Origin of the sequence: Vibrio sp. 10N.261.51.F12, from assembly GCF_041471725.1 — a bacterium.
Lineage (GTDB): Bacteria > Pseudomonadota > Gammaproteobacteria > Enterobacterales > Vibrionaceae > Vibrio.
Genome location: NZ_JBFROV010000043.1, coordinates 21,514 through 41,963, shown reverse-complemented (window position 1 = coordinate 41,963; position 20,450 = coordinate 21,514). Strand labels below are relative to the sequence as shown.

The 20,450-nt window shown below is 47.2% G+C and carries 19 protein-coding genes and 1 pseudogene; 12 read left to right on the top strand and 8 right to left on the bottom strand.

What is annotated here, in order from left to right; all coding sequences use genetic code 11:
• Positions 1–19 precede the first annotated feature (19 nt).
• The 8 genes from AB4405_RS21665 to AB4405_RS21630 form a co-directional block, all read right to left on the bottom strand.
• Positions 20–832, bottom strand: a complete 813-nt coding sequence (locus AB4405_RS21665; RefSeq protein ID WP_372062785.1) for a diguanylate phosphodiesterase — start codon at positions 830–832, stop codon at positions 20–22.
• The gene (locus AB4405_RS21660) at positions 825–2,918 is read right to left on the bottom strand and encodes a flagellar biosynthesis protein FlhA (RefSeq protein ID WP_372062784.1); all 2,094 of its coding nucleotides are present in this window, start codon (positions 2,916–2,918) and stop codon (positions 825–827) included. Before AB4405_RS21660 ends, AB4405_RS21665 begins: the two co-directional genes overlap by 8 nt.
• Positions 2,919–2,988: 70 nt before the next feature.
• Positions 2,989–4,116 (bottom strand): flagellar biosynthesis protein FlhB, encoded by a 1,128-nt coding sequence (gene flhB / locus AB4405_RS21655; RefSeq protein ID WP_372062783.1) that lies wholly within the window; start codon positions 4,114–4,116, stop codon positions 2,989–2,991.
• Entirely contained in the window at positions 4,113–4,889 is a 777-nt protein-coding gene (gene fliR / locus AB4405_RS21650) for a flagellar biosynthetic protein FliR (protein WP_102470902.1), read from the bottom strand. The genes flhB and fliR overlap by 4 nt, the downstream gene beginning before the upstream one ends.
• Complete coding sequence (gene fliQ, locus AB4405_RS21645) at positions 4,889–5,158, bottom strand: flagellar biosynthesis protein FliQ (protein ID WP_102470903.1); 270 nt, start codon at positions 5,156–5,158, stop codon at positions 4,889–4,891. The genes fliR and fliQ overlap by 1 nt, the downstream gene beginning before the upstream one ends.
• 15 nt (positions 5,159–5,173) lie before the next feature.
• On the bottom strand, positions 5,174–5,905 hold the full coding sequence (fliP, locus tag AB4405_RS21640) for a flagellar type III secretion system pore protein FliP (RefSeq protein WP_372062787.1): 732 nt from the start codon (positions 5,903–5,905) through the stop codon (positions 5,174–5,176).
• Positions 5,906–5,971: 66 nt separating this feature from the next.
• The gene (gene fliN / locus AB4405_RS21635; RefSeq protein ID WP_102470905.1) at positions 5,972–6,340 is read right to left on the bottom strand and encodes a flagellar motor switch protein FliN; all 369 of its coding nucleotides are present in this window, start codon (positions 6,338–6,340) and stop codon (positions 5,972–5,974) included.
• Positions 6,337–7,170 carry a FliM/FliN family flagellar motor switch protein gene (locus AB4405_RS21630; protein ID WP_372062782.1) on the bottom strand — a complete coding sequence of 278 codons (834 nt, stop codon included), beginning with the start codon at positions 7,168–7,170 and terminating at the stop codon, positions 6,337–6,339. The genes fliN and AB4405_RS21630 overlap by 4 nt, the downstream gene beginning before the upstream one ends.
• 544 nt (positions 7,171–7,714) lie before the next feature.
• Here AB4405_RS21630 and AB4405_RS21625 point away from each other — a divergent pair.
• The 12 genes and pseudogenes from AB4405_RS21625 (at position 7,715) to ubiB (ending at position 20,433) form a co-directional block, all read left to right on the top strand.
• On the top strand, positions 7,715–8,602 hold the full coding sequence (locus tag AB4405_RS21625; protein ID WP_372062781.1) for an OmpA family protein: 888 nt from the start codon (positions 7,715–7,717) through the stop codon (positions 8,600–8,602).
• Positions 8,599–9,954, top strand: coding sequence for a sigma-54-dependent transcriptional regulator (locus tag AB4405_RS21620; protein WP_372062780.1), 1,356 nt, complete (start codon positions 8,599–8,601; stop codon positions 9,952–9,954). The genes AB4405_RS21625 and AB4405_RS21620 overlap by 4 nt, the downstream gene beginning before the upstream one ends.
• 12 nt (positions 9,955–9,966) lie before the next feature.
• Positions 9,967–10,323 (top strand): flagellar hook-basal body complex protein FliE, encoded by a 357-nt coding sequence (fliE, locus tag AB4405_RS21615; RefSeq protein ID WP_102470909.1) that lies wholly within the window; start codon positions 9,967–9,969, stop codon positions 10,321–10,323.
• A 3-nt stretch (positions 10,324–10,326) separates the two neighbouring features.
• Positions 10,327–12,078, top strand: a complete 1,752-nt coding sequence (gene fliF / locus AB4405_RS21610) for a flagellar basal-body MS-ring/collar protein FliF (RefSeq protein WP_372062786.1) — start codon at positions 10,327–10,329, stop codon at positions 12,076–12,078.
• Positions 12,044–13,060, top strand: a complete 1,017-nt coding sequence (locus AB4405_RS21605; protein WP_372062779.1) for a flagellar motor switch protein FliG — start codon at positions 12,044–12,046, stop codon at positions 13,058–13,060. The genes fliF and AB4405_RS21605 overlap by 35 nt, the downstream gene beginning before the upstream one ends.
• Before the next feature lie 3 nt (positions 13,061–13,063).
• A complete protein-coding gene (gene fliH / locus AB4405_RS21600) occupies positions 13,064–13,903 on the top strand; it encodes a flagellar assembly protein FliH (protein ID WP_372062778.1) in 840 nt (279 codons plus the stop codon).
• Positions 13,896–15,251, top strand: a complete 1,356-nt coding sequence (locus AB4405_RS21595; RefSeq protein ID WP_372062777.1) for a FliI/YscN family ATPase — start codon at positions 13,896–13,898, stop codon at positions 15,249–15,251. Before fliH ends, AB4405_RS21595 begins: the two co-directional genes overlap by 8 nt.
• Positions 15,252–15,293: 42 nt before the next feature.
• The gene (gene fliJ / locus AB4405_RS21590) at positions 15,294–15,728 is read left to right on the top strand and encodes a flagellar export protein FliJ (protein ID WP_372062776.1); all 435 of its coding nucleotides are present in this window, start codon (positions 15,294–15,296) and stop codon (positions 15,726–15,728) included.
• A 256-nt stretch (positions 15,729–15,984) separates the two neighbouring features.
• Positions 15,985–17,310 (top strand): annotated as a pseudogene (gene rmuC / locus AB4405_RS21585) (DNA recombination protein RmuC); the annotation flags it as partial.
• A 47-nt stretch (positions 17,311–17,357) separates the two neighbouring features.
• Complete coding sequence (ubiE, locus tag AB4405_RS21580) at positions 17,358–18,140, top strand: bifunctional demethylmenaquinone methyltransferase/2-methoxy-6-polyprenyl-1,4-benzoquinol methylase UbiE (RefSeq protein ID WP_372062775.1); 783 nt, start codon at positions 17,358–17,360, stop codon at positions 18,138–18,140.
• A gap of 11 nt (positions 18,141–18,151) precedes the next feature.
• Positions 18,152–18,802 carry an SCP2 domain-containing protein gene (locus AB4405_RS21575; RefSeq protein ID WP_372062774.1) on the top strand — a complete coding sequence of 217 codons (651 nt, stop codon included), beginning with the start codon at positions 18,152–18,154 and terminating at the stop codon, positions 18,800–18,802.
• Entirely contained in the window at positions 18,799–20,433 is a 1,635-nt protein-coding gene (gene ubiB, locus AB4405_RS21570; RefSeq protein WP_372062773.1) for a ubiquinone biosynthesis regulatory protein kinase UbiB, read from the top strand. Before AB4405_RS21575 ends, ubiB begins: the two co-directional genes overlap by 4 nt.
• Positions 20,434–20,450: the final 17 nt, after the last annotated feature.

The window sequence follows — 20,450 nt, the reverse complement described above, 5'->3', positions numbered from 1 at the left end:
GACCCTAGACCCTAGACCCTCATATCTCTTCATTATGTGCATCGCCAAATGATCGAAATGACATTGCCGTGGGGAGGTCGCTGAAATAACCAAAGTAATAACTCGCACCCAGTCGCTTAAATTGAGTGAGTTCCTCTTGATTGCAGATTCGGCCTGCAATCCATTGAATGTTATTGCGACGGCAAAAACGGACGAGTGGTAATAACGCGGTTCGGTCTTGTTTGCTTTCTATGGTCACCGCGACCTTAAAAGCATCAGGAGAAAGGGGAAGTAGGTCATCGAATGTGGATTGGGATGGTGCGATGTCGACCCACAAGGCAAAGGCGAATTCTTTGATCGTATTCGTAATGGCTAAGGTGGTTGGATGTAATGTACTGGTCTCGCCGAGTTGCAGCGAGGGGATGATGTGGTAAAACGCGCCGGCATGAAAGCGGATAATTTGATTGAAATAATAATGCCCCGGCGCCCAAATCAACGCGTCATGACTGATGGGGACGACCACATTGCTGATGAAGTTGGGATGGAAGGTTTCTATTTGAAACTTGGTTTGGCGCAGCGCGAGATAAAGGCTGTAGAGATCGAGACAAAATCGCATGCAAGGCGAGAGATCAAATAGGTAAACACTTTGCTCACTTTGGCTGCCGAAACGAAGCGTCAGGTGCTGATAGACGATATCGCCGGTGTTGGTATCTCGAATGGCCTGACATGCATGATGGATGTCATTGGCTTTGAATGCAGAAAAAATCAGTTGGTCATCTTCTGTGACAACATGTTGACCAATCAACTCACTGAGATACTGATACAGCGCTTGATTTGAAGTGAGATTATCCAAGGTTGCCTACCACATTTATTTGTTTGTTATCGGGTATTTCGTTATATGACAGGACAGCTAAACCTTGCGAAAAGGTGCGAGCATAGCGTGCCAACAACGGTCTTAATTGCGGCATCACCAATAAAATCGGTGCCAGCCCTTGCTGCTTAAGTTGTTGCTTGATAAGCGGCATGTTTTGTTGGAATTGATTGAGGATGTTGGGCTCGATAGGAAAGCTATCAAGCATGACGGTACCGCTGGCCTGTGCTTGTTGCAGTGAGGTCATTAGCATCTGTTCTAGTTCATCCGATAAGGCATACACGTTGAGGTCTTTGCGCTGGCCAGCGATCAAATTGACCAAGGTACGTCGCAGAGCACAACGAACATCAGCGGCTAATAAAATGGGGTCTTTGGTGTTCTCGGCGGATTCCAGCATGGTGTTGGCAATGGTGCGAATATCCTTGAGAGGAACCTGATCGGCAAGCAGTTGTCTGTACACCTTTAACTGTTGTGACAAGCTTAATGCTGCACTCAGTGCCTCAGAAAGCTTGGGGGCTTGCTGGGTAAGCCGTAGATTCATAGCATCCACATCATCATGATTGAATAGCTCGGCTAGGTGCGTCTTCATGATTTTACTGATGTGAGTGGCAATCACTGTCGCATCGTCCACGACTTGATAGCCCATATTCAATGCCTTGGCTTTATCCTGATGGGTGATCCACACGGCTGGAAGGTGATAAGCAGGGTCACTGCCTAAGATGCCATCGATCTCACCATACGTTTCGCCGACGGCAATCGCCATTAAACGGTCGGGTTCAATCATCCCTTCTTCAATAATCTCGCCATTCAGCGATAAGGTGTACTGGTTGGGTTTTAAGTTCAGGTTGTCGCGAATCGCCACCTCGGGCAGCAGGTAGCCTACTTGCTCTGAGAGATTCTTACGCACGCCGCGAATACGTTGTGTAAGGGGCGCCCCTTGTTCTTTGTTGACCAAATGCACTAAGCGATAACCCAAGGCAAGCGATAGGCTTTGCACGTGAGGAATGTCCTCCCACACTAAGGCGACATCGGGATTGTCGTGCATGGCTTGGGAGATCGCGGCCACTTCGTCGAGTTGGGGATCGGCAGGGATGGATTTGGATTGTCGCCAGCCGGCAAAACCCAAGGCAGCGGCGAAAGTGAAGAAGGCTAGATGCGGCATACCCGGCACCATGCCAATGATCAGCATGACAATAGCAACAGTAAATAATGTTGAGGGTGTGGCCAGCAGTTGCTTTTGCATGGTTTCGGCCATGCCACTGTCACTGTCGTTGATTCTCGTGACGATAATGGCGGCAGAAGTGGCGAGGAGCAGGGATGGGATCTGTGCAACTAAGCCATCACCAATGGTGAGTAGTGCATAGGTTTTGAAGGCTTCTGACGCGGCCAATCCGTGTTCAAACACCCCGATACTGATACCACCAATGATATTGATGAATAGGATCATTAATCCGGCAATGGCATCGCCGCGCACAAACTTAGAGGCCCCATCCATTGAGCCGTGAAAATCGGCTTCGTTGGCGACTTCTTGACGACGTTGTCTGGCTGACTCTTGATCGATCAAGCCAGCATTAAGGTCGGCGTCTATCGCCATTTGTTTACCGGGTAGGGCATCTAAGGTGAAACGTGCTGATACCTCGGAGATACGCTCGCCACCCTTGGTAATCACCACAAAGTTGATGATCATGAGGATAACAAAAATCACCATACCGACAACGTAGTTGCCGCCAATTACGACCTCACCAAAGGCTTGGATGACTTTACCCGCGGCATCGCCTCCTTGGTGCCCTTCGAGTAAGACAATGCGAGTAGAGGCGACGTTCAAGGTTAACCGCATTAGGGTCGCGATAAGCAAGATGGTTGGAAAGATAGAAAAATCTAATGGGCGCTTCGCGGTGGTACTGACAAGAAGAACCAATATGGCGAGCACAATATTGAAGGTAAATAAGGCATCGAGTAATAGAGGGGGCAGTGGCAAAATGACCATCGCCAGGATCATCAGCAACACCACAGGGATAGCAATGTACCCTTTGCTGGACCGCTGAATGTGCTTGAGTCGGTTTAACATGAAGATTCCTTTTCTCTATTCGTTCGTGCGTTAATAAGTGTGTCAGTCAATTCGTGAATAACGTCATACGTCAGTGCCGCAAATGCTTGGGGATTGAAAATGATGGTATGGGTAAAGGTTTGCCTCCGGCTCCATTGCGAAATGACCGGAGCTGCATGACATACGTGAGAATATGCGCGACCGCGATGTACAGCTGACTCGGTATCGCTTGCTCGATGGCGGTGGTGTGGTAAATCGATCGCGTGAGTGGTGGTGAGTGCAAGATCTCCACATGATTTTCTCGGGCAATGCGTTGAATATGCATCGCGGTTTCATCAACGCCCTTTGCCACGACAAACGGGGCGTCTGATAAAGTGGTGTCGTACTTAAGAGCGACAGCATAATGAGTGGGGTTTGTGATCACCACATCAGCTTTTGGCACGGTTTTTTCAATTTTTCTGCGGGCAAATTGCTGTTGGATTTGGCGAATGCGTTGCTTGACCTCTGGACGTCCTTCGTTACTTTTGTATTCTTCTTTGAGTTCTTGTTTGGTCATTTTTAGTTGTTTAAGGTGCTCCCAGCGCTGGTAAGGGATATCGACAACCCCAAAAATTAATAGCGCCACGCCCATCAAGAGTAATCCTTCAAATAAAATGCTCATAATGAGCGTTACGCCTTGATTCAGCGTAAGTTGCTGCATGCCTAAGAGGTTTTGGATATTGCTATTGAGGTAGCTATAAAGCAGGGCGAAGATGATAGCCACCTTGAAGGTCGACTTGAGCAACTCCGCGATAGAACGTGTTGAGAACATGCGTTTTAGCCCAGCAAGCGGACTGATTTTGCTCAATTTAGGTTGAACGTTGGCCGGACGAAATATCCAGCCTCCTAACAGTAAACTGCTCGCCACGGCCACAATGACAATGACCACAAACATCGGCAACAGCAGCTCGATAATAATGCCAAGGCTATGACCAAGGTGCTCAATTGACTGCATGGGGTTGTCGAGGTCCTCACGAGTTAGGCTCATATTGAAACGAAAAACCCCAGAGATCTGCATCCATATTTGTGGCAGTTGGCTATTAAAATACAAGGCAACCGCAACAAATATGACCGCTGAAGTGAATTCTTTGGCGCGTGGGATTTGTCCTTCTTGGCGGGCCTTCTTAACTTTTTGTGGTGACGCTTTTTCAGATTTATCCTGACTCGATTGTTCGCTCATATCGCCCCCACAACAAAGGTATTTAAGTGACGCAACACCTCATGAACCAGCGCCGTGTAGCGGCTAGGAATACCACTGACGGTGAGTAAAATACTAAACAAGCCAAGCAACATGGTCATTGGAAAACCAAGCGCGTAGACATTAAGGCTAGGCGCTGCACGGTTCATCACACCAAAACTGATGTTCGCCAAAAGCATAGAGACGATCGCAGGTAGAGCTAAAGCCAGCGCCGACGCAAACATCCAACCAAACAAAGCAATGACTTGATGTAGCGCGTTCATACTTAGCCCTGAGCCAACAGGCCAAATGACAAAGCTCTGCACGAGAATATCGATGACCAATAAGTGCCCCTCTAGGGCGAGAAAGAGCAGCGTTGATAACAACAAGAAAATACGCCCGAGGATAGCCACGGAGAGTCCGTTGACGGGGTCATTCATAATGGCCATGCCAAGTCCCATTTGCATGGAGACAATTTGACCTAGCATGGTGAAAATGGAAAAAAACAGATGCAGAATCAACCCAAAAAATAGCCCCCACAAGGCTTGTTCGAAGGCTAGGAATAAGGATGTCATTGAGAATAAATCAACCGCTGGCATGACTGGCATGAGTGGCGCGGTGATGACCACGATAGAGAGTGCTAACAGGCTTCTTACCCAAAGTGGAATCAGCGCGTCACCAAAAAATGGCATAGAAAGAAAGGCGGCACCAATTCGAAAGAAGGGCCACCAAAGCTGTCCAAGCCATTGTGAGAGATCGGCAAAAGTAAGCTGCATTAGCCGATCATTCCTGGAATGTTATGAAATAAATAATCAAACAATTCCATGATTTTTCGTAGCATCCAATGACCGGTAAAGATCACCATTAATAGCGTGGCAATCAGTCGTGGTAAAAAACTTAAGGTTTGCTCTTGGATTTGAGTGGTCGCCTGAAAGATAGCAATCACTAAGCCCACTCCCAGTCCGGGCAGTACCAACACCATCACGATATTGATGATCAGCCAAATGGCATTGGAGAACAGCGTGACGGTCATTTCTGGGGTCATCGTGCTTCCTTTATGCTAACCAAAACTGGCTGAGAGGGTGCCAACCGTCATGGCCCAGCCATCGACTAATACAAACACCACAAGCTTAAATGGCAGTGAGACGATGAGCGGTGATAGCATCATCATCCCCATCGCCATGAGGACACTAGCAACCACAAGATCGATGATGAGAAACGGAATGAACAGCATAAATCCAATCTGAAAAGCCGTTTTAAGCTCGCTGATCACAAAGGCAGGCAGTATGACAGCAAAAGAAATGTCTTCGACGTTTTGGTCGAGTGGCTCGTTGGCAATACGCAACATCTGTTCTAAAGCGTTTTGTTGAGTCTGTGCGAGCATGAAATTCCGGACCGGTTTCTCTGCGGTGGAAAAAGCCTGCATCAGCGTGATCTTGCCATTATCGTAAGGCTGAAAAGCGTCGTCGTAGACCTCAGTCCAGACAGGACGCATGATGAGGATGCTTAAGCTGAGAGCGATGCCTACTAAAACACGATTGGGTGGACTTTGTTGCAAGCCTAGCGCCTGTCGAAGGATGGCCAGAACGACAATGATGCGGGTGAAGCTGGTGGCCATTAAAATGAACGCTGGCAAAAAGCTGAGCGCGGTCATCAATAGTAATATTTGTAGCTTAACGCTGTACGCTTGATCGGACTGACCATCGTTGACGGTGAGAAAGGTTAATCCATTATCAGCCGCAGCGGGAAGGCTCATTGCACAAAGTAAGGCAATGACGCACCACGTTAGCATGCCCCCAAATGAAGGCCTGCGTGAGGTGCGTGCGGGGTTAGAACCGATGAGGCAATACTGTCGCACTTATTGGCCCATCGTCGTTAGTGCTGAATCCACAACATCGATCAATCGCAAGCCATATTTATCATTGATAACCACAACCTCAGCGTGACCCATTAAAGAGCCATTGACCTTAACGTCCAGTGGTTCGCCATTCAGTTTGTCCAATTCAATAACGCTGCCTTCTCCTGCACTCATTAATTCGCCAAGGGCGATCTCTCTACTCGCGACCTCAAGTGTCACGGTAACTGGAATGCTCTTAAAAAAGCTAAGATCACGCTCGGCGGGCGTTGGATCACCGATAGGCGCATCGGTATCAAATCCTTCTAATTGAAAGTCATCAAATCGTAGCTCATCACCATCAAATGCAGTGTGGTCAGGGGTATCACTCATTGGTTGCTTTCCTTGTCATTATTTAAAATCAAAACCAGTTGTCCATCTTGCTCCGCCACACGGCCCGTAAATAGGCGCTCTTTGCCAATATGGACGGGGGCAGAGGTCAGCAAATCAATCGGTAAAATGTCGTTCGGTTGAAGATTGAGCACTTGTGTCAAAGGCAGCTCTGTCTTACTCAGTTGAACGTTGAGTCGTACTGGTGTGCTTTGTAAAGCATATTGAAAGTCGCTAGCAATATGTGGGCTGGGCGTCAGCGCCAATTCATCAATGAGCGTCTGAATCAAGACACTATCCACATGAATCATGAGTACGGCCTCAGCATCATGATGAGTAGGGTGTGGATAACGGATACGTAAAGTCGCGATGATCCCCATGCCATTGTGGGGAGGAGTCTCGGTGGTTTGCCATTGCTCGGTTGGTGCCACCCAAGTGCTGATCAGCTGTGCGATCCGTTCTTGTAACCGTAAGTCACTCGCGGTCAGTATTTGAGTCGTGCGTTCGATACTTGCCCCATAAAAATGATCAGCAAGACGCACGAGCAATGAATCAGTGAGGTTAACGGAAAGCCGTCCCCCAGAGTTGTGCTGCAGGACACTATAGCTGATGAGATTGGTTGCCGCGGGTGGTTCTTCAGTTAATGTCAGCGTTTCGACGTTGACATAAACGTCAGAACTATTGAGCCAAGATTGTAACGCTTGGCGTAGTGTATGACTGGCGTGTAAACATTCTTGCTCTAACTTGTTTTTGACAATATGAATCGGCTTACCCAGCAATTCGACACTGAGTGATGGGGCTTGATGTGACGTTGAAGAATGAACAGTACTCATAATTTCACCAAAACATGATTAAGATATTGACGTGACTAAATATCAATAATCTAAATTATTAGTCAGGCGTGTTTTAATTAGTCTACTCTGTTTTTTTTATTTATTTTTAGTTGAAATATATAAATGTGTGAACTTGGTTCATATGTTTGTTTGTGTCTTATGAAAGCATCTTTAAATAATAAATGAATGAGGTTAGTTTGATGGAATAATAAATATTAAAAAATATAAAAACAATGCAGGCCAGTATTAAAAATAGGCTTAAAAAAATCTTTGGATTATTAAGGTATTGTTTTTGTAAGTTATTCTATCGCTTTGTTTTATGTTAATGACTGGTTGTGAGTTATTATACATATTGTTACATATCAGAACTGGTATAAATATGATTATTTGCTTTACTAGAGAGTGTTATGTTTATTTAAATGAATCTATTTCATTTAGGAAGTTGTATGGCATATTCCGGTCGGAAGTTATACTTCCGCTTTTGCTATTTTTAAGTGCATTTTTTGGGGGTAATATCTCACTTGCTAATGATGTTATTATTCCAATGGATGTTGTTGAGTGGGAGTTTATTGACACGGAATTTAAATGTCAGCTTCGTTATTCAGCATCGGATGCGGAATATATTTCCTTTCTAGCGGAACCTAATCGCCCCATGTCATTAATGGTGACAATGGGTGACTTTTCACAGGCCGTTTTAGTTCAACTATCCCCTCCATGGCAGACCCCTGCCCAAAGACGAGAAGTTGCTAGTTCAATACGTAATCAGACAGAAATGCTGGAATTTCAACAGGGAATAGAATCCTTCATTAAAGCATTTTCTAATGGTGCGTGGATGCGCATAGAATCTCGTCATGTCGGTACTGCTCTCGCAATGTCTAACCCAGCGAACGCTTCATCAAACTATAAGCAATCATCCCCTCGTGAACCCTCTAGCGACAGCTTAACCATCCCTTCTACACGAGTTGATCACGCTTATACACAATTCAACCAATGTCGACGTACGTTACCGAGCATGTCTTATGAGCAGGCTCGAGATATCGAGCTGAGCTTTCGAGTCGGGCAGCGTGTGATAGATGCCTCACAACGCGCGGTGTTGAAGTCTCTATCGGGTTATATCCAATCAGATAAGACGGTGCAGCGCGTACTGATCGATGGGCATACCGATAACGTGGGGTCATCAATGGGCAATCTGCAACTATCACGAATTCGAGCCGATGACGTTGCCAGCATATTGCTCGATCTAGGGATACCCGATCCGTTAATTGAAGTTAGAGCACACGGGGACCGCTATCCGATCAGCAGCAACACGACTCAAATTGGGCAGGCTAAGAATAGACGGGTGACCGTGAGAGTTATTCGTCAATCGGTAGATAAATCGATACATCCATTAATGTCTTCTCAGGATGAGAAAACAGAGGTAGCGCTGAAATGAATAAGGACATTTTACTGGTAGAGCCTTGCGACAACGACGCTCGCGCCTTGATGACAGTTTTGCATCAACAAGGCTTCACTGTTCGACATGTTAAAACAGGGCGTGCGGCATTAATGGAAGCGCCTGCCGTCATTAACTTGGTGAGTTCAAACCTGCCGGATATGAGTGTTCGTGAGTGGATCATTTGTCAGCAGCGCAAGGCTAACTCAGGGGTCGCAATCGCGATTGTCGGTCAAGATCAGGGCCTGTTAGCGGCTGAGGCAATGAAAGCGGGTGCGACGGACTATTTATTACGCCCATTTGAGGATAGGCAGCTAACCAATTTGCTTCATCGAGTCGAGGCGTTAGAGAAGCCGATGGCGAATATCGTCGCGGAGTCTTGGCGTAGCAAACAGGTATTGCAGTTGGCCCACCGAGCCGCCTGTACCAACGCAAGCGTGTTGATCTCTGGCGAATCGGGAACGGGCAAAGAGGTATTAGCCCATTATGTACACGATCAGTCTCCTCGTGCGATGGGGCCGTTTGTTGCGGTGAATTGTGCTGCTATTCCCGAATCCATGTTGGAGGCGGTCCTGTTTGGTCATGTTAAAGGCGCTTTTACTGGGGCGTTAGCCTCTCAAAGTGGCAAGTTTGAAGAGGCCAATGGTGGCACGATTTTGTTGGATGAAATCGGCGAAATGTCACCGGCTGTGCAAGCCAAACTATTGCGTGTTTTACAAGAAAGAGAAGTAGAGCGAGTGGGCAGTCACAAGGCGATAAAGCTCGATATTCGAGTGATTGCTGCCACCAATAAAGACCTAAGAAGTGAGGTTCAAAAAGGCCTCTTTCGTGAAGATCTTTATTATCGCCTTGATGTATTGCCTTTGTATTGGCCGCCACTGCGAGAGCGTAAAGATGACATTTTGCCGATCAGTCATTTCTTCATTAATAAATACAAAGAAAAGACGTCTTGCCACTTGTCGGAAGATGCACAGTCTGCCCTAAGCCAGTATCACTGGCCCGGTAATATCCGTGAACTTGAGAATGTGATTCAGCGTGCGCTGGTGATGCGTCACGGTGATTACATTACGGCCCATGATCTGATGTTGCCAGGTGACGCCTCCATGATGAAACAGGGGGGTAAATCAGAATTGCCGGTGAGAAGTGGCACAGGCAGTGCCATTTTTGGTCATGTTGAGGTGAAGAAGCAAGCAGAGTTCCAATTTATCTTAGAACAACTGCGTCACTTTGGCGGCAATCGTACCAAAACAGCCGACGCCCTTGGGGTGTCAACACGAGCACTGCGCTACAAACTAGCGGCGATGCGCGAGCAAGGAATTGATTTACAGTCGGCGTTAGGGTCGGCTGCATAAAGGAGAAGTGTGATGGCGATGCAACCTATCAGTAATATGGTCTCAGCGGAACAACTCATGCTGACCAAGCTGCAATCCATGCAGCATCAAATACAACCAGATTTTGTCGTGTCTTCTAATCCGGTGGACACATTGCAACCCCTTGCGCCCATGTCTTTTTCTGGTGCAATGAAAGGGGTACTTGATCGCGTGAATGAACACCAGTCGTTGGCGAGCAATAAAATGTCGGCGGTTGAAACGGGGCAAAGTGATGACCTCGTTGGCGCGATGGTTGCCAGCCAAAAAGCGAGCTTATCATTCTCCGCGTTGATGCAGGTTCGCAACAAGGTGGTGTCTTCCTTTGATGAAATCATGAAGATGCCGGTGTAGATGATGTCAGAATTAACCTCACAAGTGATACCAGCTTCGGCATCTTCCGAGCCCTCTTCCGCAAAAAAACAGACGTTTGTTAATGCGGGTGATATGAATCATAAGCTAAAACAGCTGTGGTCGAGTTCACAGCGAAACCTAGTGCTTTCTGCAGTATTAGCCGCCATTGTTGCTGCCATCATTGTCGTAGCGCTATGGAGTTCTTCACAAAGTTACCGATCACTGTATAGCCAACAAGAGCGTTTCGATATTGGTGAAATCATTTCAGTATTGGAAGCTGAAGGCATTGCGTATCGCCTCCAAGAGCAGAACGGGCAGGTGATGGTGGCCGAAGGCCAAGTGGCTAAGGTTCGTATGCTCTTGGCCGCAAAGGGAGTAAAAGCGCAACTGCCAACGGGTTTAGATGCACTGAAAGAAGACAGCTCGCTGGGCACCAGTCAGTTTATGGAAAACGCTCGCTATCGACATGGATTAGAAGGGGAATTGGTTCGCACCATCATTTCTTTAAATGCGATTACCAATGCACGAGTGCATCTCGCCATTCCACGTCAAACGCTGTTCGTTCGTCAGCAAAGTGAAGAGCCATCAGCCTCGGTCATGATTGAGTTAAAAGCAGGCGATGATCTTAAACCGGAACAAGTAGAAGCGATTATCAATCTTGTGGTAGGCAGTGTGACCGCAATGAAGCCGGAATTTGTCTCAGTGATTGACCAGTATGGTCGTTTGCTCAGTGCTGATATCGGTTCAATGGAGGCCGGTAAGGTCAATGCCAAGTACTTAGATTATCAAAAAAGCGTAGAGAAGCAGGTGATACAACGTGCTGCCGATATGCTGACGCCGATTGTCGGCCCAAGTAATTACCGAGTGCAGGTCGCTGCCGATCTTAACTTTAGTCAAGTCGAAGAGACGCAGGAAATTCTTGACTCGGCGCCCGTTGTGCGAACAGAACACAGTATTCAAAATAACAGCATTGATAATATTGCACTCGGGATCCCCGGCGCGCTCAGTAACCAACCGCCGGTAACGGGCGAGGTCGCGACACAAGACAGCAAGAATACCAATGCACGCAGTGAGTTGAATCGTCAGTATGCCGTCGGAAGTAGCATTCGTCGTACACAATATCAACAAGGTGCAGTCGAACAGCTGAGTGTGTCAGTGTTGCTCAATGAAGCGGCGGCACCAAATGGAACCGCGTGGACGGAAGCAGAGAGAACACAAATTTCGGCGATGGTCATGGATGCGGTTGGGATATCCACTGCACGAGGCGATCGCTTAAATGTGATGAGTTTTAGTTTTACCCCGATCGAGATTGAAGCGGCGCCTACAATGCCGTGGTGGCAAGACCCAACGGTGCAGCAGCCACTACGATATGTCATCGGTGGGCTGTTGGGCATGGCGATGATCTTCTTTGTATTGCGGCCATTGATTATGCATCTCACTGGCGCTGATCAGCGTAATGACATGCTCGATTTTGCCGACCCTCCACAAGATGATTATCAAGAAAACCTGCAAACCAAAGAAGAGCGAGCGCGAGAAGAGATGCTCAATCGTAAATTGTCTGAAAAAGGCATTACGTCAACCTCCTCAGGTCTGGACGCCAGCAGCGACATGCTGCCGCCAGCTGGTTCGCCATTAGAGATTCAATTAAAGCACTTGCAACTTATCGCCAATGAAGAACCTGAGCGTGTTGCCGAAGTCCTTAAACAATGGGTGAATGTGAATGAAAACAGCGCAGTTAAAACCAGCAACGCTTAGTCATGTAGAGCGCACGGCACTGGTGCTTCTTGGGATGGGGGAGGATGCAGCCGCGCAAGTATTCCAACACTTTACTCGTGATGAAACACAACGTGTGACGAAGGCTATGGCAAAGCTCAGTGGGATCAAAAGCGACAGCGCTAAGCAGGTCATCCAACACTTCTTTGATGATTTTCGTCAGCATAGTGGGATTCGTGGTGCCTCTAAGGCTTATTTATCTAATACGCTTCGCAAGGCACTGGGTAATGATTTAGCGAAAGGGCTGCTCAATAACCTGTATGGCGATGAAATTCGCAATAATATGCAGCGACTACAGTGGGTCGATGCAGAAATTCTGGCGCGATTTATTTCACAAGAGCATCCTCAAATGCAGGCCATATTCTTGGCCTATTTGCCGGCTGAAACGTCATCGAAGGTGTTGGAACATTTGCCCGCAGACTATCACGATGAGCTGTTGTATCGCATCGCCCGTCTACAAGAGATTGAGCATGATGTTGCCAACGATTTAAATGATTTAATTGAGCGTTGTATTGAACATGTTTCTAGTAGTCAAAGCGCCCCACTGTCGGGGGTGAAACAGGTTGCCGATATTATTAATCGTTTCTCGGGTGACAAAGCCATGCTGATGGAAATGCTTAAGCTTCACGATGAAGACGTGGTGAATGAGATAGAAGAGAACATGTTCGACTTTATGGTTCTCGGCAGGCAGCGAGAAGACACGATGGACCGACTGGTACAACAGATACCGCTTGAATTGTGGGGGGCAGCCTTGAAAGGTGCCGACATTACCTTACAGCAAGCCATTAAACGCTCAATGCCACAACGATTAATTCAGGCCTTGGAAGACGACATGCAGATGAGAGGCGCGGTACCTGTCAGTGCAGTAGAGCGTGCGCGCACCGAGATCATGCAATTGGTCAAGGCGATGTCTGAGGCTGGAGAAATCGAGCTGTTGTTGTACGAAGAACAAACGGTGGAATAACGCATGTCTCAGAAAACCAGAATGCATAACCAAGAGCATGGTGCTTTCACCACTCAAGAGCGGTTGACCCAAAGATGCTCAGTTCAAGGGCGAACAACGAGTAAACCAATACTGAGACTGGCGGCGTCGGATTATCGACCACATCGCTTTCCTCCGGTTGCGCCCGCCATTCAAGACGATGACTTTTCATCGGACATGACGTGGGGTGACGGGCCGTCACAAGCCGATGTACAGCAAAAATTGGAGGAAGGGTTTCAGCAAGGCCTTGAGCAAGGGCACCAGGAAGGCGTTGTACAAGGCATGGAGCAAGGCCGTCTTCAAGGCGCACTTGACGGGCAAAAAGAAGGTTTTCAAAAAGGGTTTGTCTCTGGAGAGCAATCAGGGAAACAGGCCTTTCTCGATGCGATTAAACCCGTGAATGAGATCCACCATCACCTAGAACGCTGGCAAGAAGAAAAGGAGCAACAGCAGAGACACGTAATCTGTGAGTTGGTACAAAAGGTTGCCCAACAAGTGATTCGCGCAGAGCTCACGCTTATGCCACAACAAATATTGGCGCTAGTCGATGAAACCCTTGAGGCGATGCCGGGTAAAACAGAGCGAGTGATGGTACATCTTAACCCGCAGGACCTAGAGCGTATTGCCAATATTAATGCTGATTTACCGGCTCATTGGAAGCTGGTCGCCAAGCCAGAGCTGCCGGTTGGTGGGTGTCATTTGGTTACCGATGATGCCGAAGCGGATGCTAGCTGTGATTCGCGTTTAGAAACCTGCATGGATAACGTTAAAACTCACCTTCTTGATGAGGCGTTACCCGCCACCAATGAGCATGATAATGACTAGTTATTCTTCGGTGCCACTGGCCAATAGACTGCATGATGCGATGGCGTCGCTAGAGACTGTCCCAATTGCAAAGGTGACGGGGAGGCTGGTCAAGGTTAATGGCTTGATGCTACAAGCGGTCGGTTGTCGTTTTAAACTAGAACAACGATTCTTAGTCGAAACCGCAGAAGGCGATATGATTGAAGCGCAGGTTGTCGGGTTTGATCATACCGTAGCTTATCTTATGCCTATCCGCCGCTTAGGTGGCTTATTTGCAGGCGCAAAAGTGATTCCGTTGGAGGGGGATAGCCATGTGCATTTAGGCTATCACTGGCTTGGAAGAGTTGTGAATGGCTTGGGTGAGGTATTGGATGATGGTGTTCCTTTAACTGGGGGGGATCGTGTTTCTCTTGAACCGCAGCCCATTAATCCCTTAAAACGCCGACCAGTCGATACCCCATTAGACGTGGGTGTTCGTGCGATCAATGGGTTGTTGACGGTGGGTAAAGGGCAACGCATTGGACTGATGGCAGGCAGTGGCGTAGGGAAAAGTGTCTTGATGGGGATGATTACGCAAAATACACAGGCCGACGTCATTGTGGTTGGGCTTATCGGAGAGCGAGGTCGTGAGGTTCGAGAGTTTGTAGAGCGCAATCTCACCCCAGAGGCAAGACGTAAAGCGATTATTATTGCGGCCCCGGCGGATGAGTCGCCATTGATGCGACTCAGAGCAACCTTATTGTGCCATCGTGTCGCGGAATACTTCCGTGACAAAGGAAAAGATGTTTTGCTACTGATGGACTCATTAACGCGCTACGCCATGGCACAAAGAGAGATCGCCTTAGCATTAGGCGAACCCCCTGCCTCACGTGGTTATCCACCTTCTGTCTTTAGCGTCTTACCACAGTTGTTAGAACGAGCAGGTAACAGTGAACATCCAGATGGCAGTCTTACCGCGATTTATACTGTATTGGCGGAAGGGGATGACCAGCAAGACCCGGTTGTTGATTCTGCACGTGCGATATTAGACGGCCATGTTGTGTTGTCACGAGCCCTGGCAGAGCAAGGACACTACCCGGCCATCGACATCAATGCCTCTATTAGCCGATGCATGAATGCTTGTACACAACCTGCCCATCAAACAATATCGAACCAATTTAGGCAACGCTATGCAAGTTACCTTCAGGTGAAAGAGTTACTGCCCTTGGGGGGGTATCAACCAGGACAAGACCCTGATCTTGATTGTGCGGTTGCAATGCATCCACAGTTAAAAACCTATTTATTGCAGAGCGCGCAGGAAGCCGTAAGTTATACCGATAGCTTAGCGCAATTAGCGCACATGTTTGCTGACGATCAGGCGATGAACTAATCATGCGTTTGCGGCCAAGCTTTAATCATAAGGACTGCCATCATGGAGAGTAAAATTAGAGCGGTAGGGACTCTGACGCTTGTTGAAGAGGCGCAGCGTGATCGGATTGGTTCGCAATTAGAATGTGCACGACAACAAAGCGAAGCCTTGCAAGCCAGACTCAATGCACTCACGGAGCTTAAGTCGTTTCATCAGGCACAGGGACCATCAAGGTCTTGTCGACTGAGTTTAATGAATATGACGATGGTAGACCGAATGCTGCAAACCATGCTGCATCACCAGACGCACGAGCAGGCCGTTATGCAGGCTGAATGTCATGCCATACAAAACCAGCTGCAAAAAAAATCTCAGAGGGTGCATGGCTTAGAGCTGGTCCTTGAGCGCTGGCAAAGCAAACAAAAGTATGAAAAGGCAAAACGCGATCAGAAGTTAACCGAAGACATCATTAATTCACGCTTGAAGCTGAGAAAACTGTAATTAAACTGGACATTTATCCAGTATAAATTACCATTAGCGTTAGAGAAATGCTGATGGCTGGCCAACAATGCAATGGATAATTGAACATCAAACCCTCCTACTTTCAATCACTTCTGTCTCAACCTGCTTAGGGTTTTCTGCGGCAGCCATTTTCCATTTTAAAGCCCGTCAAATGGCGGAAATGATGGAACAAAAAGCGCAAATGGCGCATATGGCAATGACGCAAGACATCGATCGTTTACAATCTGCATTGAAAGACGCCAAACAAGAACTTGATGAGCTCGATGATGAGCGCGACAAATCGGCTTTTGAGCTTAAGCAAGCTCATGGCAAGGTCATGGCGGCGGTAGAAAAACTGCGTTACTTTGAGGCGGTGAAATTAGAGCGTCAGCAATACGCTGAAGAGCTTGAACGTGTCCGTCAGGCCCGCTCTGCTTCGGAAACAGAATTGCGTGAGCAGATTGCGACGTTCCAGCAACAACAGCGTTCAGACAATGAAAAGCGCCATCTACTTGAGCAGTCAGAGCAAAGGCTGAAAGAGCAGTTTGAGCGTTTGGCCCATCAAGTACTTGAAGCGAACACAAACAAAGTGGATGCGCAAAACCGTCAGAGCCTTGATGGTATTTTGACGCCACTAAAAGAGCAGCTCGAAGGCTTCAAAAAACAAGTGAATGACAGCTTTAACCAAGAAGCGAAAGAGCGCCATACGCTGGTCCATGAACTCAAAAACTTACAGAAACTAAATGACCAAATGACCCGAGAAGCGATGAACCTGACACAGGCGCTTAAGGGGGACAACAAACAACAAGGCAATTGGGGTGAGGTTGTTCTTGCGCGCGTACTGGCAGAGTCAGGACTGCGAGAGGGGCATGAATATGAAACCCAAGTGAATCTGCAAAATGAAGCAGGTAAACGCTTTCAACCCGATGTCATTGTGCACCTTCCTCAAGATAAACAAGTCGTCGTGGATTCTAAAATGGCGCTGGTTGCTTTTGAGCGTTACTTCAATGCGGAAGTGGACGAAGAAAAAGAGCAGGCGTTGCGAGACCATTTATCGGCATTGCGAAACCACATTCGCGGTCTATCACAAAAAGACTATCACCAATTGCGTGGGATCCGTTCTTTGGATTATGTCTTGATGTTCATCCCTGTAGAACCCGCTTTTCAGCTTGCGATTCAGGCAGATCCGAGCTTAGTCAAAGACGCGATGGAGCACAATATTATCTTGGTAAGTCCAACGACTCTGCTCGTAGCGTTACGGACGATAGACAACCTTTGGCGCAATGAAAGACAAAACCAAAATGCTCAGGTCATTGCCGATAAGGCAAGCAAGCTTTACGACAAGCTAAGATTGTTTGTCGATGATATGGAAGCCTTGGGTGGCGCACTGGATAAAGCCAACCAAAACTACCAAGGCGCAATGAACAAGTTAGCCACTGGGCGTGGCAATGCCATTCGTCAGGCTGAAAGCTTTAAACAACTAGGTGTGGAGGTGAAACGCTCAATTTCATCGTCGGTCACAGAAATTGCACAAAATGATGCGCTGGTGGAAAGACAACCAGAGTCGGATAAAGTAAACTGACCGTCGGCAGCGCCGGGGTAATGTCGCGCTGCGTATGAGGAAGAATAATGACGGATACTAACGCACAATCGAATCAAGTAAATCAACAAGATGAAACCACGCATTTTGGTTTCGAAACCGTGTCTAAGGGTGAAAAAGTCACACGTGTGGCCGAGGTTTTTCATTCAGTAGCGGCTAAATACGACATTATGAACGACTTGATGTCGGGCGGTGTCCATCGTTTATGGAAACGCTTTACGATTGATTGCAGCGGCGCAAGACCTGGCCAGCGCATTCTTGACTTGGGTGGCGGCACAGGGGATTTGACTGCAAAATTCTCTCGTATTGTTGGTGACCAAGGCCATGTGATTTTGGCTGATATTAATAACTCAATGTTAAATGTCGGCCGAGATAAGCTTAGAGATACCGGGATTGTCGGCAATGTACATTACGTACAAGCAAATGCCGAAGAGTTGCCGTTTCCTGATAACTATTTTGATTGTATTACGATTAGCTTCTGTCTTCGTAATGTGACTGACAAAGATAAAGCCTTGCGTTCAATGTACCGTGTCCTTAAGCCCGGTGGCCGTTTGTTGGTGCTCGAGTTTTCTAAACCAATTCTAGAGCCGTTGTCAAAAATCTACGACGCGTACTCCTTTCACTTGTTGCCTAAAATTGGTGATTTGGTGGCAAATGATGCGGAAAGCTATCGCTACCTAGCTGAATCTATTCGTATGCATCCCGATCAAGTCACCCTAGAAAGCATGATGCAAGACGCCGGTTTTGAGCATACTAAATACTTCAACCTGACCGGTGGTATTGTTGCCTTGCACCGTGGCTACAAATTCTAAGGGATAGCAAGATGCCATTTGATCCATTAGTGACAGCGGTGGTGGAAACCACACTCAATACTTTAATTCAAGATGATGATGAGCTTGTTAAGCGCGTATCACGTCTGAAAGGTCAAGCGATTCAAATTCATTTGCGTGAGTTTAATAAATCGCTGACCTTTATTTTCAGTCATCAAATCGATGTCCTGGCTAACTATGAAGGCGTGGCGGATTGCTCATTGTCACTGAATTTGTCGGTATTACCGGAGCTCAAAGAGCAAGCCAATATTACCCAACTGATTAAGCAAGATAAGCTTGAATTAGAGGGGGATATTCAGCTCGCGCAAAAATTCGCTCAGTTAATGACAGATAGTAAACCTGATTTAGAGGAATGGCTGTCTCGAGTCACAGGAGATGTTGTTGCTCATAGCTTGGTACAAAGTGCTAAGGGCGCATTGAGTTTGGTTTCTTCTCAGGTCAGTAAGCATCAAGACCATTTTGGGCAAGTGCTGACTGAAGAGTGGAAAATTGCACCGGCGCCATTGGAAATTGCGGCATTTTGTGACCAAGTAGATGATGTACGCAGTGCAGTGGATAAATTTTCCATTCGTATTGAACGTCTGCTGGAATCAACCACAGCGCCTGTCATTGAACTCTCAGACAATCACCCGGAGCCACTATGACTCCGAGTGAAATAAAGCGCCTGTATCAGATTGTTAAAGTTCAATTGGAATTTGGATTGGACGAGCTCATTCCAACTCACCAATTAACCAAAGTCCCAATCCTAGCTCGTAAATCTTTGTTTTGGATTAAGAATGTGCACCCAGAAAAGCCATTGGGTGAGCGTTTACGTCTGGCGCTGCAAGAGCTTGGTCCTGTGTGGGTTAAGTTTGGTCAGATGATGTCAACGCGTCGCGACTTATTTCCTCCTCATATCGCGGATCAGCTAGCTTTATTGCAAGACCAGGTGTCGGCATTTGATGGGGAACTTGCGAAAACTCACATTGAAAAAGCGCTTGGTGGACCTGTTGAACAGTGGTTCAGTGATTTTGATATTCAGCCGCTGGCTTCTGCTTCGATCGCACAAGTACATACGGCGACGTTAAAAGAGAATGGTCGAGAGATCGTTCTTAAAGTCATTCGCCCTGATATCCGCCCAGTGATTGACGCGGATATAAAGCTAATGTACCGGTTGGCCGGTATCGTAGCCAAAGCCTTGCCTGAAGCGCGCCGATTAAAACCGGTCGAGGTAGTGCGAGAATATGAGAAAACCCTGCTTGATGAGTTAGATTTGCGCCGAGAGGCTGCGAATGCTATTCAACTTAGGCGTAACTTTGAGGGCAGTGAAGAGCTATATGTCCCAGAAGTCCTCCCTGATTTTAGCAGTGAAAGCCTCATGGTTTCGGAGCGGATCTACGGCATACAGGTCAGTGATATTCCTACTCTGCAAGAAAACGGCACGAATATGAAGCTGTTAGCTGAGCGTGGTGTGACGGTGTTCTTCACGCAAGTATTCCGCGATAGTTTCTTCCATGCTGATATGCACCCCGGAAATGTTTTTGTTAGTTATGAACATCCAGAGAATCCCAAGTGGATTGGACTAGATTGCGGTATCGTTGGAACGCTAAATAGTGAAGACAAACGATATTTAGCCGAGAATCTATTAGCCTTCTTTAATCGTGATTATCGCAAGGTGGCTGAATTGCATGTTGATTCAGGCTGGGTTCCCGCCGACACCAATGTGGATGAGTTTGAGTTTGCTATTCGCATGGTATGCGAGCCTATTTTTGCCAAGCCATTGTGTGATATTTCTTTTGGTCACGTGTTATTGAACCTATTCAACACGGCTCGCCGCTTTAATATGGAAGTTCAGCCTCAGTTAGTCTTGTTGCAAAAAACGCTGCTTTATATTGAAGGGTTAGGCCGCCAGCTTTATCCTCAACTTGATTTGTGGGAAACCGCGATGCCATTTTTAGAAAAATGGATGGCCAATCAAGTTGGGCCACAAGCCGTGATTAATGGCATTAAGGAACGCGCGCCGTTTTGGGCAGAAAAATTACCTGAATTACCGGAGTTGTTGTACGATAGCTTGAAACAAGGTCGTATGATGAATCAACGTGTTGACATGTTGTATCACGGTTATCGTGAAACAAAACGGCAACAAGGGACTGGTAAGTTTTTATTTGGTGTGGGTGCAACATTAATCGTATGCTCGGCCATATTGCTTGAGGGCTCCTACCAGCAGTTCGCCATTGTTTCTGGTGTTGTCGGTATCACATTTTGGCTGTTAAGTTGGCGTGCTTATCGACGTTAAGCGATAAACTTCTTTTT

Excerpts from the sequence above, each read along its gene's own strand:
- fliR (WP_102470902.1), bottom strand. The coding sequence starts at position 4,889 with ATGCAGCTTACTTTTGCCGATCTCTCACAATGGCTTGGACAGCTTTGG.
- fliJ (WP_372062776.1), top strand. The coding sequence starts at position 15,294 with ATGGAGAGTAAAATTAGAGCGGTAGGGACTCTGACGCTTGTTGAAGAG.
- fliH (WP_372062778.1), top strand. The coding sequence starts at position 13,064 with ATGTCTCAGAAAACCAGAATGCATAACCAAGAGCATGGTGCTTTCACC.
- fliF (WP_372062786.1), top strand. The coding sequence starts at position 10,327 with ATGTCAGAATTAACCTCACAAGTGATACCAGCTTCGGCATCTTCCGAG.
- ubiE (WP_372062775.1), top strand. The coding sequence starts at position 17,358 with ATGACGGATACTAACGCACAATCGAATCAAGTAAATCAACAAGATGAA.
- AB4405_RS21660 (WP_372062784.1), bottom strand. The coding sequence starts at position 2,918 with ATGTTAAACCGACTCAAGCACATTCAGCGGTCCAGCAAAGGGTACATT.
- AB4405_RS21620 (WP_372062780.1), top strand. The coding sequence starts at position 8,599 with ATGAATAAGGACATTTTACTGGTAGAGCCTTGCGACAACGACGCTCGC.
- AB4405_RS21625 (WP_372062781.1), top strand. The coding sequence starts at position 7,715 with ATGGATGTTGTTGAGTGGGAGTTTATTGACACGGAATTTAAATGTCAG.
- AB4405_RS21595 (WP_372062777.1), top strand. The coding sequence starts at position 13,896 with ATGACTAGTTATTCTTCGGTGCCACTGGCCAATAGACTGCATGATGCG.
- AB4405_RS21605 (WP_372062779.1), top strand. The coding sequence starts at position 12,044 with ATGAAAACAGCGCAGTTAAAACCAGCAACGCTTAGTCATGTAGAGCGC.
- AB4405_RS21630 (WP_372062782.1), bottom strand. The coding sequence starts at position 7,170 with ATGAGTACTGTTCATTCTTCAACGTCACATCAAGCCCCATCACTCAGT.
- fliP (WP_372062787.1), bottom strand. The coding sequence starts at position 5,905 with ATGCTAACGTGGTGCGTCATTGCCTTACTTTGTGCAATGAGCCTTCCC.
- flhB (WP_372062783.1), bottom strand. The coding sequence starts at position 4,116 with ATGAGCGAACAATCGAGTCAGGATAAATCTGAAAAAGCGTCACCACAA.
- fliN (WP_102470905.1), bottom strand. The coding sequence starts at position 6,340 with ATGAGTGATACCCCTGACCACACTGCATTTGATGGTGATGAGCTACGA.
- AB4405_RS21575 (WP_372062774.1), top strand. The coding sequence starts at position 18,152 with ATGCCATTTGATCCATTAGTGACAGCGGTGGTGGAAACCACACTCAAT.
- fliE (WP_102470909.1), top strand. The coding sequence starts at position 9,967 with ATGGCGATGCAACCTATCAGTAATATGGTCTCAGCGGAACAACTCATG.
- ubiB (WP_372062773.1), top strand. The coding sequence starts at position 18,799 with ATGACTCCGAGTGAAATAAAGCGCCTGTATCAGATTGTTAAAGTTCAA.
- fliQ (WP_102470903.1), bottom strand. The coding sequence starts at position 5,158 with ATGACCCCAGAAATGACCGTCACGCTGTTCTCCAATGCCATTTGGCTG.